13 protein-coding genes and 1 riboswitch are annotated in these 14,359 nt (G+C 66.0%); of the genes, 3 read left to right on the forward strand and 10 right to left on the reverse strand.

The window, feature by feature from the left end; genetic code table 11:
- Window positions 1–2: 2 nt before the first annotated feature.
- The 4 genes from cobO to V7066_RS23730 form a co-directional block, all read right to left on the reverse strand.
- Window positions 3–608: a cob(I)yrinic acid a,c-diamide adenosyltransferase gene (gene cobO, locus V7066_RS23715; RefSeq protein ID WP_334185430.1), complete on the reverse strand. Its 606-nt coding sequence runs from the start codon at window positions 606–608 to the stop codon at window positions 3–5.
- 2 nt (window positions 609–610) lie between these two features.
- Window positions 611–4,465 carry a cobaltochelatase subunit CobN gene (gene cobN / locus V7066_RS23720; protein ID WP_334185431.1) on the reverse strand — a complete coding sequence of 1,285 codons (3,855 nt, stop codon included), beginning with the start codon at window positions 4,463–4,465 and terminating at the stop codon, window positions 611–613.
- The gene (gene cobW, locus V7066_RS23725) at window positions 4,465–5,514 is read right to left on the reverse strand and encodes a cobalamin biosynthesis protein CobW (RefSeq protein ID WP_334185432.1); all 1,050 of its coding nucleotides are present in this window, start codon (window positions 5,512–5,514) and stop codon (window positions 4,465–4,467) included. The genes cobN and cobW overlap by 1 nt, the downstream gene beginning before the upstream one ends.
- Before the next feature lie 189 nt (window positions 5,515–5,703).
- A riboswitch (cobalamin riboswitch) is annotated at window positions 5,704–5,956 on the reverse strand.
- A 31-nt stretch (window positions 5,957–5,987) separates the two neighbouring features.
- The gene (locus tag V7066_RS23730) at window positions 5,988–6,569 is read right to left on the reverse strand and encodes a histidine phosphatase family protein (protein ID WP_334185433.1); all 582 of its coding nucleotides are present in this window, start codon (window positions 6,567–6,569) and stop codon (window positions 5,988–5,990) included.
- Window positions 6,570–6,765: 196 nt separating this feature from the next.
- On the opposite strand from V7066_RS23730, the gene V7066_RS23735 reads away from it, so the two are divergent.
- Both V7066_RS23735 and V7066_RS23740 read left to right on the forward strand, forming a co-directional pair.
- Window positions 6,766–6,993, forward strand: a complete 228-nt coding sequence (locus tag V7066_RS23735; RefSeq protein WP_334185434.1) for a CbtB domain-containing protein — start codon at window positions 6,766–6,768, stop codon at window positions 6,991–6,993.
- Window positions 6,994–7,000: 7 nt separating this feature from the next.
- Window positions 7,001–7,741 carry a CbtA family protein gene (locus V7066_RS23740; protein WP_334185435.1) on the forward strand — a complete coding sequence of 247 codons (741 nt, stop codon included), beginning with the start codon at window positions 7,001–7,003 and terminating at the stop codon, window positions 7,739–7,741.
- A gap of 24 nt (window positions 7,742–7,765) precedes the next feature.
- On the opposite strand, the gene V7066_RS23745 is transcribed toward V7066_RS23740, so the two are convergent.
- The 4 genes from V7066_RS23745 to V7066_RS23760 all read right to left on the reverse strand — a co-directional run bounded on the left by V7066_RS23745 (window position 7,766) and on the right by V7066_RS23760 (window position 12,176).
- Complete coding sequence (locus V7066_RS23745) at window positions 7,766–8,242, reverse strand: MarR family winged helix-turn-helix transcriptional regulator (protein WP_334185436.1); 477 nt, start codon at window positions 8,240–8,242, stop codon at window positions 7,766–7,768.
- A 274-nt stretch (window positions 8,243–8,516) separates the two neighbouring features.
- Window positions 8,517–8,885, reverse strand: a complete 369-nt coding sequence (locus V7066_RS23750; protein WP_334185437.1) for a hypothetical protein — start codon at window positions 8,883–8,885, stop codon at window positions 8,517–8,519.
- A 105-nt stretch (window positions 8,886–8,990) separates the two neighbouring features.
- Window positions 8,991–10,172, reverse strand: coding sequence for a winged helix-turn-helix domain-containing protein (locus V7066_RS23755; protein ID WP_334185438.1), 1,182 nt, complete (start codon window positions 10,170–10,172; stop codon window positions 8,991–8,993).
- Between the two features lie 48 nt (window positions 10,173–10,220).
- Window positions 10,221–12,176, reverse strand: coding sequence for a beta-N-acetylhexosaminidase family protein (locus V7066_RS23760; RefSeq protein ID WP_334185439.1), 1,956 nt, complete (start codon window positions 12,174–12,176; stop codon window positions 10,221–10,223).
- A gap of 247 nt (window positions 12,177–12,423) precedes the next feature.
- On the opposite strand from V7066_RS23760, the gene V7066_RS23765 reads away from it, so the two are divergent.
- Window positions 12,424–12,960 carry a DUF6438 domain-containing protein gene (locus V7066_RS23765; protein ID WP_334185440.1) on the forward strand — a complete coding sequence of 179 codons (537 nt, stop codon included), beginning with the start codon at window positions 12,424–12,426 and terminating at the stop codon, window positions 12,958–12,960.
- 54 nt (window positions 12,961–13,014) lie between these two features.
- Here V7066_RS23765 and V7066_RS23770 read toward each other — a convergent pair whose 3' ends face one another.
- Together V7066_RS23770 and V7066_RS23775 are read right to left on the reverse strand one after the other, a co-directional pair.
- On the reverse strand, window positions 13,015–13,545 hold the full coding sequence (locus V7066_RS23770) for a hypothetical protein (RefSeq protein WP_334185441.1): 531 nt from the start codon (window positions 13,543–13,545) through the stop codon (window positions 13,015–13,017).
- 56 nt (window positions 13,546–13,601) lie between these two features.
- A complete protein-coding gene (locus V7066_RS23775; RefSeq protein ID WP_334185442.1) occupies window positions 13,602–14,243 on the reverse strand; it encodes a hypothetical protein in 642 nt (213 codons plus the stop codon).
- Window positions 14,244–14,359: the final 116 nt, after the last annotated feature.

Genomic DNA, 14,359 nt, shown 5'->3' on the forward strand with positions numbered 1-14,359 from the left:
CGTTAGAATTCGATGCCCGCCTGCGCCTTCACGCCGGAGCGGAACGGATGCTTCACCAGGGTCATTTCGGTGACGAGATCGGCGGCTTCCATCAGGGCTTCCGGCGCGTTGCGGCCGGTCACGAGGACATGCTTCATCTCGCCGCGCGTGGTGAGCACTTCCAGCACTTCGTCGAGCGGCAGATAGTCGTAGCGCAGCACGATGTTGAGTTCGTCCGCCAAGACCATGTCGTAGGCGGGATCGGCCACCATGCGCTTCACTTCTTCCCACGCCTCGCGCGAGAGTTCGATGTCGCGGGCGCGGTCCTGCGTGTTCCAGGTGAAGCCTTCGCCCATCGGCTTGAACTCGACAGAATCGGGAAAGGCATCGAAGACGACCTTCTCGCCAGTGGTCATCGCGCCCTTCACGAACTGGACGACGCCCACTTTCTTGCCGTGGCCGATGGCGCGTACCACCATGCCGAGAGCGGCGGTGGTCTTGCCCTTGCCCTTGCCGGTGTGGACGATCAGCAGGCCCTTTTCGACCGTCTTTCCGGCCATGATCTTGTCATGCGCGGCCTGCTTCTTTTTCATTTTCTCGGCGTGCTGTTCGTCGGTACGCTGCACCATGGTCATGCTCCTGAGAGGGCCGCGAGCGTCAGGCCCGCGCTGTTCGATCGGGGTTTCCAGAGGCCGCGCTCCAGCGCCTCGGCAAGGCGCGCGGCAGTTTCGCGCAAGGCAGCCGGGTTCGCCTCGGTCATGAAGTTTCGCACCGCCTCGTCCTCGATGAAGGCGGCATGGACGGCGTCGAAATGATGGTCCTTCACCGCGTGCGTCGTGGCGGCAAAGGCGAAGAGGTAATCGACCGAGGCGGCGATCTCGAACGCACCCTTGTAGCCATGCCGCATGACGCCCGCGATCCACTTGGGATTGGTGACGCGCCCGCGCACGATGCGGCCGATCTCGTCCTCCAGCGTGCGGACGACCGGGCGCTCCGGGCGGCTGTGGTCGTTGTGATAGCTGATCGGCGCGCGGCCTTTCAGATGCTCGACGGCAGCAGCGATGCCGCCTTCGAACTGATAGTAATCGTCGCTGTCGAGCAGGTCGTGCTCGCGGTTGTCCTGGTTCTGGACCACGGCATCGACCGAGGCGAGGCGGGCGGCGAAGAGACCGCGTTCGGCATCGCCTTCGACGCCGCCGCCATAGGCGTAGCTGCCCCAGTCGAGGTAGACATCGGCCAGATCGCTGCGTTCGTGCCAGATCTTCTCGTCGATCATGGCCTGAAGTCCGGCCCCGTAAGCACCCGGTTTCGATCCGAATACGCGCGCACCGGCGCGGCGGGCGGCCTGCGTTTCGGCCTCGCCGCTTTCGACCAGCGCGGCGGCTTCGGCGCGGTGGCGCTCGGCGGCGGGGTTGTCGCCCAGCGGTTCGTCCAGCGCCATCACCGCGCGCGCGGCGCTGTCGATCAGGTCGATCTGTTCGGGGAAGGCATCGCGGAAGAAGCCGGAGACGCGCAAGGTCACGTCCACGCGCGGGCGGCCGAGTTCGGCCACGGTCATCACCTCGAACCCGACCACGCGGCCCGAAGTCCAGTCCCAGCGCGGGCGCGCGCCCATCAGTGCAAGGGCCTGCGCGATATCGTCGCCGCCGGTGCGCATGTTGGCGGTGCCCCATGCGGAAAGCGCGATGGCCTTGGGGTACTCGCCCTCGCGTTGGAGGTAGTCCTCCACCAGCAGATCGGCGGACTTGCGCCCGAGTTCCCAGGCGACGGCGGTGGGCACGGCGCGGGTGTCGACCGAGTAGAAGTTGCGCCCTGTGGGAAGAACGTCAGGCCGCCCGCGCGTGGGCGCGCCGGAGGGGCCGGGTAGGACAAAGCGGCCATCGAGGCCGGCGAGCAGGGCCTCGGCCTCGCGCGGGCCGCAGAGGTCGATGCGAGGAGCGAGGTCGGTTGCGATGGCGTCGAGGACGGCTGCGGTGTTCAGCCCCATGCCCTTACCGCCTACTCCACCGTCATGCTGAACTTGTTTAGCTGCGCTGGCCTTGCGGCTCAGCATCCATTCCTCGGCCTCGACCGGCGGGTCCATCGGCGAGATGGACCCTGAAACAAGTTCAGGGTGACGATGAGGGAGGAGGGTGTCGACCAACTCCGCCGCCAGCAGTTCGAGCCGCTCCACGGCATCGCCGTGCGTGCGCCAAGGCTCATCCGAAATCGCTGCCAGTGCTTTAGGCCGCGCGCCGTCCCAGCGGTCCCCCATCCGGCAGTCGAGCGGGTCGAAGTCCAAGCCGAAGTCCTCCGCCATCGCCCGCAGCAGCGAGGCTTGCCCGGCATGGTCATAGCCACGCGGCGTGCGGGCCAGCGCGACCAGCAGGTCGCGCCGCAAGCGGCCTTCGGGCGACTGCGTGAAGACATGCAGACCGTCGCGGATCTGCAGTTCCTTCAGTTCGCAGAGGTAGTTGTCGATCGCGGAAAGCGCGTCGTCGTCGTCACCGCTGGCCCCGGCATCGCGATCGAGACCGTGGCTGCGGGCGAGGTCGAGGATATCGCGGCGCAGCCGGTCGAGACGGCGCGGGTCCATGCCCGCGGCGAGGTAGTATTCGTCCACCAGCGCTTCGAGCTGCTTCAGCGGGCCGTAGGTCTCGGCGCGGGTCAGCGGCGGGGTGAGGTGATCGATCACCAGCGCGCCGATGCGACGCTTGGCCTGCGTGCCTTCGCCGGGGTCGTTGACGATGAAGGGGTAGAGTTGCGGCAGCGGTCCGGCGCAGATCTCCGGGAAGCACTCGCGCGAGAGCGAGATGGCTTTGCCCGGCAGCCATTCCAGATTGCCATGCTTGCCGACATGGACCACGGCCTGCGCGCCGAAGTCCTGCGCCAGCCAGATGTGGAAGGCGAGGTAGGCGTGGGGCGGCGGCAGGGCCGGGTCGTGATAGCTGGCTTTGGGATCGATATTGTAGCCGCGCGCGGGCTGCACGGCGACGGCGAGATTGCCGAAGCGGTGCACCGGCAAACGGAATGCGCCGTCCCGCACGAAGGGATCGGCCGCAGGTTCGCCCCAGCGCTCGACCATGGCCTTGCGCGCGCTTTCGGGCACCGCTGCGAAGGCGGCTTGGTAAGCTGCAAGCGGTAGCGAAACTTCACCTGGGCGGTCCAGCGATGTCAGGTCGTTGGTCACGCCGCCGGTCATCAGGCGCATCAGCGCGGCGCCGTCCCTTGGCGCTTCGCCTATGTCATAGCCCGCGTCGGCCAGAGCGGCGATGATCGCGACGGTGCTGGCGGGGGTGTCGAGGCCGACGCCGTTGCCGATGCGACCGTCGCGGTTGGGATAGTTCGCCAGCACCAGCGCGACGCGGCGCTCGGGCGATGCGGTGCGGCGCAGGCTTGCCCAGTTGGCGGCGAGATCGGCGACGAACGCCACCCGGTCAGGAGCGACGCGCGGGACGACGATGCCGCACTGGGTCACCTCGTCGAAGCGCTCGGCTGCCTTGAAGGCGACGGCGCGAGTGAACAGGCGGCCGTCCACTTCGGGCAGCGCCACGTTCATCGCCAGATCGCGCGGGCCAAGTCCGCGCGCGGCGCTTTGCCACTCGCTTTCCTCGACGCCCGCGAAAGCGACTTGCAGGATCGGGCAGTCCGCCTTTTCCAGAATGCCGGGCTTGCGATCGTCACCGGCGGAGGAGGAGGCGAAACTGGTAGCATTGACGATCACATCGGGCGTGATCTCGCCCAGCAACCCGCCCAGCCAATCCACTGCGAAAGGCTCCCGCAAGGCGCGAACATGGACGGCGGCGACGTTGAAGCCGCGTTCCCGTAGCGCTGCGATCATCGCATCCACGGCGTCCAGCGTTCCCGCGATCATCAGCGCGCGGTAGAACACCAGCAGCACAAGCGGACGACCTTCGACCCAGCCCGCCTGCACTTCGGAAAGCCCGGCGCGCTCGGTGCCCGAAAGGTAGAGCCCGGCATCGGCCACGGGCACCGGATCGTCCGGCTCGCCCGCGTCATGGCCGATGGTTCGCGCGGCGGTGCGCAGGAACGACAGGGCATTGGCGGTGCCGCCCTGCCGCAGATAGTCGCGTAATTTCTCGCGCAGATCGGCGGGCAGGGTGGAGGCGCGGTCGAGTGCGGGATCGGCCTCTCGCCCGTCGGCAATGGCGGCAAAGGCAATGCCGTTCTCCCGCGCGACGCGGGCGATTTCGTCGATGCCGTAGCCCCAGTAGCTCTTGCCGCCGAGCAGGACCACGCAGACGAATTTGGCGTGCGCGATCACTTTCTCGACATAGAGGTCGATCGAATAGGGGTGGCGCAGTTGCAGCAGGTTGGCGAGGCGAACGCTGGGAGCGCCTTCCGGCATGCGCGCCGCTGCGCCCGCAAAGCAGGCGAGTTCGCTGTCCGCCACGGTGAGGATCACCATGTCGCCGGGAGACTGGTCGAGGTCGATCGCCTCCTCGCCGTTGGAGATCGTTCCCGGCGTGGCGGACAGCAGGTGCATCAGGCGTCTACAGCGCCGAGAACTCCGGCAAGCCCCGCCTCGATGGCGGCGCGGTCCAGTCCCTTCTGGCCGATGACGACAAGCTGAGTGCGCCGCGCTTCCTGTGGCAGCCAGGCGCGGTCGTAGAAGTGCTGGATGCGCGGGCCGACGGCCTGCACGACCAGACGGCTTGGCTTGCCGCCAACGGCGACCATGCCCTTCACACGCAGAATGTCGTGTTCCGCGATCAGGTCGTTCAGACGAGCGAGCAGGGCGTCGAGATCGGCCACGTCGCCGCCGGAGACCACGAAGCTGTCGAAGTCGTCATGATCGTGATCCTCGTCCAGTCCGTCGATGTGCGAGGGACGGGAATCGAGGTCGTCCTCGGCAGCGGCGGTGATGCCCAGCAGCGCGGCGATATCGACGGCGCCGTGATCGGCACGCACGATCTTCACGCCGGGGCGCGTTTCGGCCAGCACCAGCGTCTCGACATGAGCGAGGGCATCGGCGTCGACGAGGTCGGTCTTGTTGAGCACGACCATGTCCGCGCAGCCCAGCTGTTCCTCGAACAGTTCCTCCAGCGGGCTTTCATGATCGAGCATCGGATCGGCGGCGCGCGCGGCGGCCAGGGCGGCTTCGTCGGTGGCGAAACGGCCTGCCGCGACGGCATCGGCGTCGATCAGGGCGACCACGCCGTCAACCGTGGCGCGGGTGCGGATGTCGGGCCACTGGAAAGCCTTCACCAGCGGCTTGGGCAGGGCAAGCCCGCTGGTTTCGATGATGATGTGATCGGGCTTGTTCTCGCGGTCGAGCAGCTTCTGCATGGTCGGCAGGAAGTCGTCGGCGACGGTGCAGCAGATGCAGCCGTTGGCCAGTTCGACGATATCGTCTTCCGGGCAGGCTTCGTCATTGCAGCCCTTCACCAGTTCGCCGTCCACGCCGACATCGCCGAATTCGTTGATGACGAGCGCGAGACGGCGGCCCTTGGCGTTCTGGAGGAGGTGGCGGATCAGCGTCGTCTTGCCTGCGCCGAGGAAGCCGGTGATGACGGTGGTGGGAACTTTGCTCATAAATCGTCTCCCGCGCGCCAGCGACCTGAAACGGCGGGGCTTCCCGTCGCAGGCGCGACGAAGGCGGCGCGCCGGGTCGGACCGGCGCACGGGCGCCCGACACGGCATGCCGCTGCGGCCCCGGCCGCATGCATCACGTCGCTCAGACGGAAGAGTTACCGTGCCTCGGCCATCCCCTGGACGCGGGCAAGAGCGACATCGACGCCGGCAGGTTTCCTGGCTCGCGGGTCATCACGCGATGCACGGCCTTCCCAGGCCCCGCAGGATTTAGCGTCCGGCCCAGTGGCTGCGTCGGGAGCGCTTGTCCCGCCGCGAATGTGCATCGCGCTCGCCGCTTACAGTTGCAGGGACAGCCCCGGAATCGAGCAAACTCTTTCGAGTCAGGCTCTACCGTAGTTCCCATATTAAGCCCCTTGCGGGGCACCGGCGCGATCTTTGCCGGGGCACGATTTGCGCCCCGAACTTCGAGGCGATTAGCCGGGCGCGTGCCCGCTCGCAAGCCCCAGCGACTGCAATCGCCACGAGCGGTTGAACGAGAGCACGGTGTGCGAGAGCGGGGCCACGTCGATGGCGAGTGTCGAACGCAGCGGCAGGTCCAGCGCATGGGCAAGCGCGGCGCGGACGATCATGGGGTGGGTGATGGCGCAGACCGGCGCGTCGAGGGCGGCGATCCGGTCCATCCATGCGCCGATGCGCTTCAGGGCCTGATCCATGGATTCGCCTCCGGGAGTGCCCTGCGTCGGGTCCGAGAGCCAGAGGTCCAACGCTCCCGGCTGCGCGCCCGCGATCTCGGCGAAGGAGCGGCCGGTCCAGTCGCCATAGGAGAGGTCCGAAAGCAGGGCTTCCTCGCTGGCTGACAGCGCCATCGCCGAGGCGGTCTCGGCAGCGGCGCGAGAAGGGCTGCGGTACGCGGATGTGCGGAAGCGATCCGAGAGAACCGCTTGCGCGGCGGCGCGGGCACCGGCGGCATCGAGCGGTTCCGCCGGGTCTGGAAAACGGCCCTCACGGCTCGATGCCGTGGCGGCGATGCAGATCAGTAGGAGGGTCGTCGCCAAGCGTAAATTCCGTGAAGTCGTTGACGCCGCGGTCCGCGCGGTCCTAAGGATGCGGCGTCGAGTATCGAAGAAGCCGGTGTGAATCCGGCGCGGTCGCGCCACTGTAATCGCACGGGAACAGTCCCGTCGAGAGCCAGACCTTCCTTCTCGGCAACAGGTTTTCCGGGGACGCGCAATCCCGCCAAGGAGCATGACAATGGCTGTTTCCGCCGCAGTTTTCGATGACGCCTTCATCCCGGTCGAGGGCGGCCATGCCATTCCGATCGAGGATATCGCTCCCTGGGCCGTGCTCGGCACGTTGCTGGCGATGATCTTCCTCTATTTCGTCAGCACCGAGCAGGGCGCCTTCTCGCTGTTCCAGGGCATGTACGTGCATGAATTCGTGCACGACGGACGCCATCTCCTCGGCTTCCCCTGCCACTGATCCAGCGATGACAAAAGACCTGCTCTGGCGCGGGATGCTTGCCGGCATCCTGGGCGCGCTGCTTGCCACGCTTTTCGCACGCGGTTTCGCCGAACCGCAGATCGACCTCGCGATCGGCTATGAGGAAAGCCACTCGGCCCATGCGGCTCCCGAACACGCCGGAATGGCCCACGCGGAGCCGCAGGAAGAGGAACTCGTGAGCCGCGATACCCAGAAGGGCGCGGGGCTGGTGACGGCGCTGGCGCTTTACGGTGCGGCGGTCGGGGGGATATTCTCGCTCGTCTTCGCTTATGGCTACGGCCGCATGGGGCACCTCGGCCCGCGCAGCTTTGCGCTGCTGCTGGCGGCGCTGACGTTCGTGCTTGTCGTGGTGGTGCCCGCGATCAAGTATCCGCAGACTCCGCCCGCCGTCGGCAAGCACGAGACGGTGGCCTTGCGCACCGCCGCCTATTTCGGGATGATCGCGCTTTCGCTCGGTGCGGCGGTTGTCGCGGCGCGCATCCGGGGGGCTCTGGCCCGTCCCGGACGCGGGTTTGACGCGACCCTGCTCGGTTTCTTCGTCTATCTGGGGATCGTCGGTCTCGGCCAGTTCCTGCTGCCGACGATCAACGAAGTCCCCGGCGATTTCCCCGCCGTCCTGCTGTGGAATTTCCGCGTCGCCTCGATCGGCACGCAGCTTGTCCTCTGGGCGACGATCGGACTGGTCTTCGGCCTTTGGGCTGAGCGGGTTCTCAAGCGGGTTCGATAAGCTGTAGTACAAGGCTCCAAATGTTCAGGAGCCTTGTACTTTCACCGTGCGGCGCAGCGGCGCGCGGCTTAGCTCGTTGCCCGCCTGTGTGGTTTTCTGGAGAAGTTTCAGGAATATATCGCCTTCTTCTGCCGTAAGATGCGAAATAAGGTCGGCCTGAACTTTGTCCACTAAGGGCGTCGCGCTATCCAGCGCCTCCCGGCCCAAGTCGCTCAGCATCAACACACGGGCGCGCCGGTCGGTCGGGCTGACTTCGCGGTCGACGAGGCGCTTCTGTACGAGCCTGTCGATCACCCCACCGATGGTCACGCGATCGTAGGCGATCATGCCTGCGAGGGTTTGCTGGTCCAGCCCAGGATGATCGAACAGCGTCAGGAGCGCCGCGTATTGGACCGATGTGAGGTCCAGACCCGCCTCGGCCCTGCGCGCCGCAAAACGGGCAACGGAAATCTGTTGCAGGCGGCGGATCAGGTGCCCGGGCATGGTTTCTAGGTCGCTCATGGCGCCACCTAGCGTGAGAACCGCCATCTGCTCAAGATGATGTTACGCCAGAAAGGCTTACGCAGGTTCTTTTGTAACAAATTTAGCGGCCTGATCGTTCGGAACGCCGCCAAAGCAGGCGCTGGGCCTATACCGACGGTGAAGCGGCCTTGTTTGACGCGGCAGAGCTGGAATTCGGCGGGATCGACGCAGTCCTCGTCCGGCGGGCCGAACTGCGAAAAAGGGGCGCCCAAGACGCCCCTTCTTTCTCTACGCAACGGTTTACAAGTGGCGATCAGCGCGGGCATTTCACCGGATCGTTGCGCTTGCAGTAGGGGTTGCTGGCTTCCCATTTCGCATGGGCCGCTTCGTAGTCGCGCACGGCGGCGTCGTGGCTGCGCACGGCTTCGTTATAGGCGGTTTCCTCGCGCTGGCGGCGTGCGGCTTCGGTGGCGATGGTCGCTTCACGGGCCTGTTCGCGGGCGACATTGTCTTCGACTTGCGCGCGGGCCGCGCGGGCCTGTTCCTCGTTGAGCGTCTTGCGCTGCTGCTCCGGATTTCCGGCTTCCGGCCGGTTCGGCTGCGCTGCATCCTGCGCGATGGCGGGCAGGGGGCTCAGCGCCAGGGCCGCGGTGACGAACGAAAGGGTGTGCAAGCGGTTCATGGGTCGGTTCCTTGCGGTATCAATTCCGGGACGAATGCCGGGACAGGGCATGAACTATCGAGAACGGTTTCGGCTCCGTCCATGATCGAGATCACATTTGAACGGTCATGTTCGGAGAGCGGGGCTGACGGCAAGATGAACGCCGTCCAGCCCGAGCCAGCGCGCCATCTCTTCCAGTTCCGCGCTCAGGGCTTCGCGGGTGTGGAGTGGAGCATCGGCTTCCAGATGGACCGACTGGACGATCAGCCGGGATGCCGCCCGGTCGGTCTTGAGATCGACCCGCGCCGCCAGCCGGTCTCCGAGCAGGAAGGGCAGGACATAGTAACCGTGCCTGCGCTTTTCTGCGGGCACGTAGATCTCGATCCGGTAGTGGAAGCCGAACAGCCGCTCGGTGCGATCCCGCTCCCAGATCAGCGGATCGAACGGGGCGAGCAGGGCGCGCGCCTCGATGCGGCGGGGACGGCGTGCTTCACGGTGGAGCCAGGCGTGACGCTTGCCTTCGATGGAGACCGGCACCAGCACGCCTTCCTCGGCCAGGGCGGCAATGGCGGGGCGCGCCTGTTCGGGCGACTGGCGGAAGTAGTCGCGCAGTTCCCTGTCGGTCGCGATGCCGTGGGCGCGGGCGGCGCGCTCGATCAGGGCGCGGTGGGCATCGGCATCCGAGGGGGTAGGAACCGCGAGTACCGCTTCTGGAAGCACGCGTTCGGTCAGATCGTAGACCCGCTCGAAGCCGCGCCGCCGGGAGGCCGTGGTTATATGTCCGGCCCAGAACAGCCATTCGAGAGCGCGTTTGGTGTCGCTCCATTCCCACCAGCCGGATTGGCCCTTGTGGGTCTCGAAGTCCGAGGCGGCCAGAGGACCTTCCTCGCGGAGGCGTTCCAGCAGCGCCATGGCTTCCGTGCGGCGTTCGGTGGCATAGACGCGCATCCGGCCCCAGCCGCTCTCGCCGCGATCGGCGCTCGCCATGCGCCAGCGGAGCAGCGGGTGGACGGCGAAGGGTAGCAATGAGGCTTCGTGTGCCCAGTACTCGAACAGCTTGCGCTGACGTTTCGGACCCCAGGACAGACTGTCCAGGTCTGCCCGGTCATAGGCGCCCAGGCGCGAGAAGGCGGGGAGGTAATGGGCGCGGGAGAGGACGTTGACGCTGTCGATCTGATGCAGCTGCACCCGTTCGATTGTGCGGCGCAAATGGCCGATGTCCGGTGCTTCCGGCCTGCTACGGCCAAAGCCCTGTGCGGCGAGGGCGATCCGCCGCGCCAGAGAGAGTCCAATCCTTTCGATTTCCATCACTTGCGGAGACTAGGCATAGCGCTCGTCTCCGCAAGTGATATCGGTTCAGCGAACCGTGCCGATCAGCGTCGGGGCGTCGGCGATGAAGCGGTCCAGCACGCCGTCGGCGATCTTGATCGGCCCGTCGAAGCGGGTCGCGCCGGGGATCGACTGCACTGCCGAGGCTTCCGCGGCGAGCTTTCCGGCCTCCGCGAAGTAGCGCGGGGCGGCGGCGTTGCCGCGATCGGCAGCATCGAGTCCGGCTGCCGACAACTGGAGCGCGCGGCCCCAGATCTGCATGGCATCGAGCCAGGGACGCGACTGCTGCGCGAAGGCCGGATCGACGGTTCCCGAACGGATCACGTCGGATGCGCTCGCCAGTTCGTCGGCGCGGCGGCTGAGATCGGCGATCGCTGCCTTGCGCGCAGCATTGTCGCCATCGGCAAGGGCTTCGCGCACGCGGTCGAGTGCGGCCTTCAGCTTCGGTGCTTGTTCCTGCCAGGGCTGGCTGCCGAAAGTGGGGGCCATATGCTGGGTGTCGAAGAAGGTCAGCAGCGCCTGCGTCGCCTTGTCGTCGCCGCCCGCAAGGTCGCTGGCGGCGGCGCGCCAGGTCAGGTCGGCGTCATAGGCCTTGTCGTTCCAGGCGAAGGCGGCGAGGCCGGTCACGGCAACGCGGCTCGGCGCTTCCTGGTTCATCGGGTTCGACAGGATTCCGCTCAGTTCCGAGGAAAGTCCGGCTTCGCGGCGGGCGTAAGGCGCGAGCAGCAGGCGGCCGGTGGTCTGGGCATAGTCGTTGACCGGATAGTTGTCCCAGAGCAGGGTCTTGCGTCCGAAAGCCTTGGTCGCCTGCTTGCCGTCGGGGATCGAGATCGCGGGCGGCACCACGTCGGTGCCGGTCCACTGCACGACGACGCGCGGGTCGAGATGTTCGCGCAGGGCCGCCTTGTAGGGGGTTTCCTTCGCGTCGTAATATTCGGTCGGCACCATGATGAGCGGGCGCGACTTCGGATCCTTGCGCAGCAGGTCCGCCTGTACCGCGTTCAGCAACTTGGCCTGCGCGACACCTGCGGCTTCCGCACCCGAGGGGCCGAAAGCGGTCTTGTCACCCTCGCAGTTCCACTTGGTATATTCGATGTCGTCGAGCGCGACATAGAAGCTGTGGACGCCGATCGCCCGCACGGCATCCAGCTTGGCTTCCAGCGCCTTGCGGTCGGCAGGATCGGAGAAGCAGATCGAGGGGCCGGGCGAGACCGCGTAGACGAAATCGACGTGGTTGCGCCGTGCGGTCGCCGCCAGCGTGCCGAGCTGCGAGAGAGTGGCGGCGGGGTAGGCCTCGCGCCAGCGGTCGCGGGCGTAGGGATCGTCCTTGGGGCTGTAGACGTAAGTATTCGCTTTTACGGTGGCGAGGAAGTCCAGGTGCTTGGTGCGGTCGGCCATCGTCCACGGCGCGCCGTAGAAGCCTTCGATCGTACCCCGGATCGGCATCGCCGGGTGATCCTGGATGATCAGGGCCGGGAATTGCGGGCGGCGCGCGAGCTGGCGGAAGGTCTGCGCGGCGTGGAACAGGCCGTCATCGTCCTGACCGGCCAGAATGACGAGGGCGCCGCTATCCATGGCGGCCGCGGCAATGGTGTAGCCTTCGGCGTGGGTGTCGAGGGTGGTCTTGCTGCGCTTCAGAGCCTCGCGCACGGGCGCCGCAGTGCCGGTGCCGATCACGATGTAGGTCTGCCGGAGCGTGGCGGGCAGGTTGCGCGCGGTCTCGATAGTGTCGACGCCTGACGATTTCAGGATGTCGCGGATCAGGGAAACGGTCTCAGGCTCGGTGCCGGGGGCGGCGACCAGCACGACCGAGGTTCCGAGCGCGATAGTGCCCCGGCCCAAGGCCATCGATGCAGGGGCCGGATAGATCGCGGGCAGGGTGGGCACTTGCGCGGATGCGCAGTCGGCCAGCACGCCGCTCATTCCGGCGCTTGCCAGCAGTATCGAAAGGAAGGTGCCGGATCGGCCCTTAAGTCGCGTCATCCCAAATCCCCGGTATCATAGTGGTATTATCGGCAGGGCGTAACGCCTTTGCAGGTTTACTACAAGATAGCGATTTCAGCGGAGAGGAATCTCTCGAATGATGGGTCCAAACTGTATCCAATTTGACGTGCTGTCGGGCATGCGCCGGAAGGGCGAAAAATTTTTGAGGTTCCCGGCAATCCGCTCCGTCCTGTGTTCAGCTTCACGATGCTATTGGCGGCAGTCGGAACGAGCGGGAGCCTTTCACGTGCTTAAATCGAATCCATTTACATCGAGCTTGCTGGCGGTTGCGGGCGTTTTCGCGCTTGCAGCCTGCTCCGCGCAGTCAGCCGGACCTGTCTCCGCACCGCCGCCTGCTGCCGTGCCGGAAACGATCGCGATCGCGGTTGGGCCGTGTTTCGGTTTCTGTCCGGTCTACGAGGTGCGGGTGGCTCCATCCGGGAGCGTGACGTTCGAAGGTCAGCGCCACACGGCGACGCTGGGCGTCAAGGAGCGGGAGGCGGGAGAGAAAACCTACCGCGCACTGGCCGAGGCTCTGGCGCCTTTTCGGCCCGCGGACGGAACGACCGCCCGTGTCGAATGCGACGCGGCCATCAGCGATACGTCCTCCTACACCATCACCTGGAGCGACGCGGCGGGTCGCACGACGACCGCTACGCACCAGCGCGGTTGTTCCGGTGGTCCCGGTCAGGCTCTGGACGGTGTGCTGAAGGACCTTCCCAAGCGCCTCGACATCGAAGGCTGGGCCGCGCAGGTCACGCGCCCGGGCGTCTCGCGAGGCTGATCGAAGGCCGGACCTGACCGGAAAGTCTGCACGCTTTCCGGTCAGGTCGCTGTATCAGTGATCGGCGTTTTCGTAGGATTCCAAAGCCTTGCGGTCCTCATCCGAGACGAATTCGCATGCGAGCAAGGTCTTGCCCTCCATGGCCGGTCCTTCACGGGCGACGATGGAAATCAGGCCGAGGTCTTTCAGGGCTTGCTGGTCGTCTGGAAGTACGCGCGAGAAGCCCAGGGTGGAGGCGCCGAGCAAGTGGCTCTTTTCCGGCGACAGACCATAGCGGCGGGCGAGTTCGGCCGCGACGGGGCCGTCGAGCAACACGCCTACCGACATGCCCGCGAAGACCACGTCCTGCGTGGTGAACCCGTCCTTCTCGATGGGTTCCGGCAGGCGATAGATCGCGGCGCCGAGCGTGGAGGTATCCGGCTGGGCGAGTTTCTCGGCGGCCTCGTAAAGTTCCGTCGCGTTGGCGGTCGTGTAAGGCGGCTGGCACAGCGCGGCGGCGAAGAAATCGGGGGCAGCATCGGCGGCCATGGCCGGTGCGCTGCCTGACGCCATGGCGGCGGCGATAAGGGCAATCTTTCGGATCATGGCCGGCCTATGCTGGAATTGTTGACGTTTATCAACTAATTGTCGGAAGCGAAGGGTCAGCGTTTCGGCGCCTTGGGCTTTTGCGCGCGCACTTCTCCCAGCAGAATGCCGAGATGCTTTTCCGCTTCCGCTGCGTCCTTCTGCGGGAAAGCGGCGGTCATGCGGCCGCTCCAGTAACCGTAGTTCACCGTGGTCAGGCTGAACAGCCAGGGCTGGTTATCGCGATAGCCGCTGAACGTGCCGCGATAGGCTTCTAGGCGCCGGTTGGTCGGGATCTTCGCGGGTCCTTCCGATGCGATCGAAGGGGCGGCGAAGTGCGACATCGCGGCCTGCCGCATGATCATGTAGTGATCGCGGGCCGACATCTGGTCGATATGGACGATCGCCATGCGGACCACGAGGTGGTCCTTGCCGGAGTCGAGCGGACGATCGTAGCCGATGGCGATATATTCGCCGCTCGGATCGTAAGTCTTTTCGCTCAGGCGCTGAAAACCGTCGAACTCGGCGGGAAAGTGCAGGCCACTGGCCGTGTGGATCAGCGTCGTGCCGTCCGGCGCGAGCGTGAAGCCCTCGGGAATTTCTCCGGAGGTCGTTACGGCAGCCGCTGCGGGAACTTGCACTGCATCTTGCGCAGACGCGGGCATTGCAAGAAGCAGCCCCATAGCCACGACCGAGCCGAAAATCATCGAAGTCTTCATGGTACGTCCCCCGTTGGTCGAGCGTGATGCGCAGAGGACATCACCGTCGAAGCCAATTCTAGGACCAACGGGAGACCGGGATCAACATCTGAATTTGTTGGAGATTTGTCGGTAGA

The organism is Novosphingobium sp. (genome assembly GCF_036820275.1).
GTDB lineage: Bacteria > Pseudomonadota > Alphaproteobacteria > Sphingomonadales > Sphingomonadaceae > Novosphingobium.

What these genes read in the sequence shown, in the direction of transcription:
- cobO (WP_334185430.1), bottom strand. Translation starts at nt 608, where the DNA reads ATGGTGCAGCGTACCGACGAACAGCACGCCGAGAAAATGAAAAAGAAG.
- cobN (WP_334185431.1), bottom strand. Translation starts at nt 4,465, where the DNA reads ATGCACCTGCTGTCCGCCACGCCGGGAACGATCTCCAACGGCGAGGAG.
- cobW (WP_334185432.1), bottom strand. Translation starts at nt 5,514, where the DNA reads ATGAGCAAAGTTCCCACCACCGTCATCACCGGCTTCCTCGGCGCAGGC.
- V7066_RS23735 (WP_334185434.1), top strand. Translation starts at nt 6,766, where the DNA reads ATGGCTGTTTCCGCCGCAGTTTTCGATGACGCCTTCATCCCGGTCGAG.
- V7066_RS23740 (WP_334185435.1), top strand. Translation starts at nt 7,001, where the DNA reads ATGACAAAAGACCTGCTCTGGCGCGGGATGCTTGCCGGCATCCTGGGC.
- V7066_RS23745 (WP_334185436.1), bottom strand. Translation starts at nt 8,242, where the DNA reads ATGAGCGACCTAGAAACCATGCCCGGGCACCTGATCCGCCGCCTGCAA.
- V7066_RS23750 (WP_334185437.1), bottom strand. Translation starts at nt 8,885, where the DNA reads ATGAACCGCTTGCACACCCTTTCGTTCGTCACCGCGGCCCTGGCGCTG.
- V7066_RS23755 (WP_334185438.1), bottom strand. Translation starts at nt 10,172, where the DNA reads ATGGAAATCGAAAGGATTGGACTCTCTCTGGCGCGGCGGATCGCCCTC.
- V7066_RS23760 (WP_334185439.1), bottom strand. Translation starts at nt 12,176, where the DNA reads ATGACGCGACTTAAGGGCCGATCCGGCACCTTCCTTTCGATACTGCTG.
- V7066_RS23770 (WP_334185441.1), bottom strand. Translation starts at nt 13,545, where the DNA reads ATGATCCGAAAGATTGCCCTTATCGCCGCCGCCATGGCGTCAGGCAGC.
- V7066_RS23775 (WP_334185442.1), bottom strand. Translation starts at nt 14,243, where the DNA reads ATGAAGACTTCGATGATTTTCGGCTCGGTCGTGGCTATGGGGCTGCTT.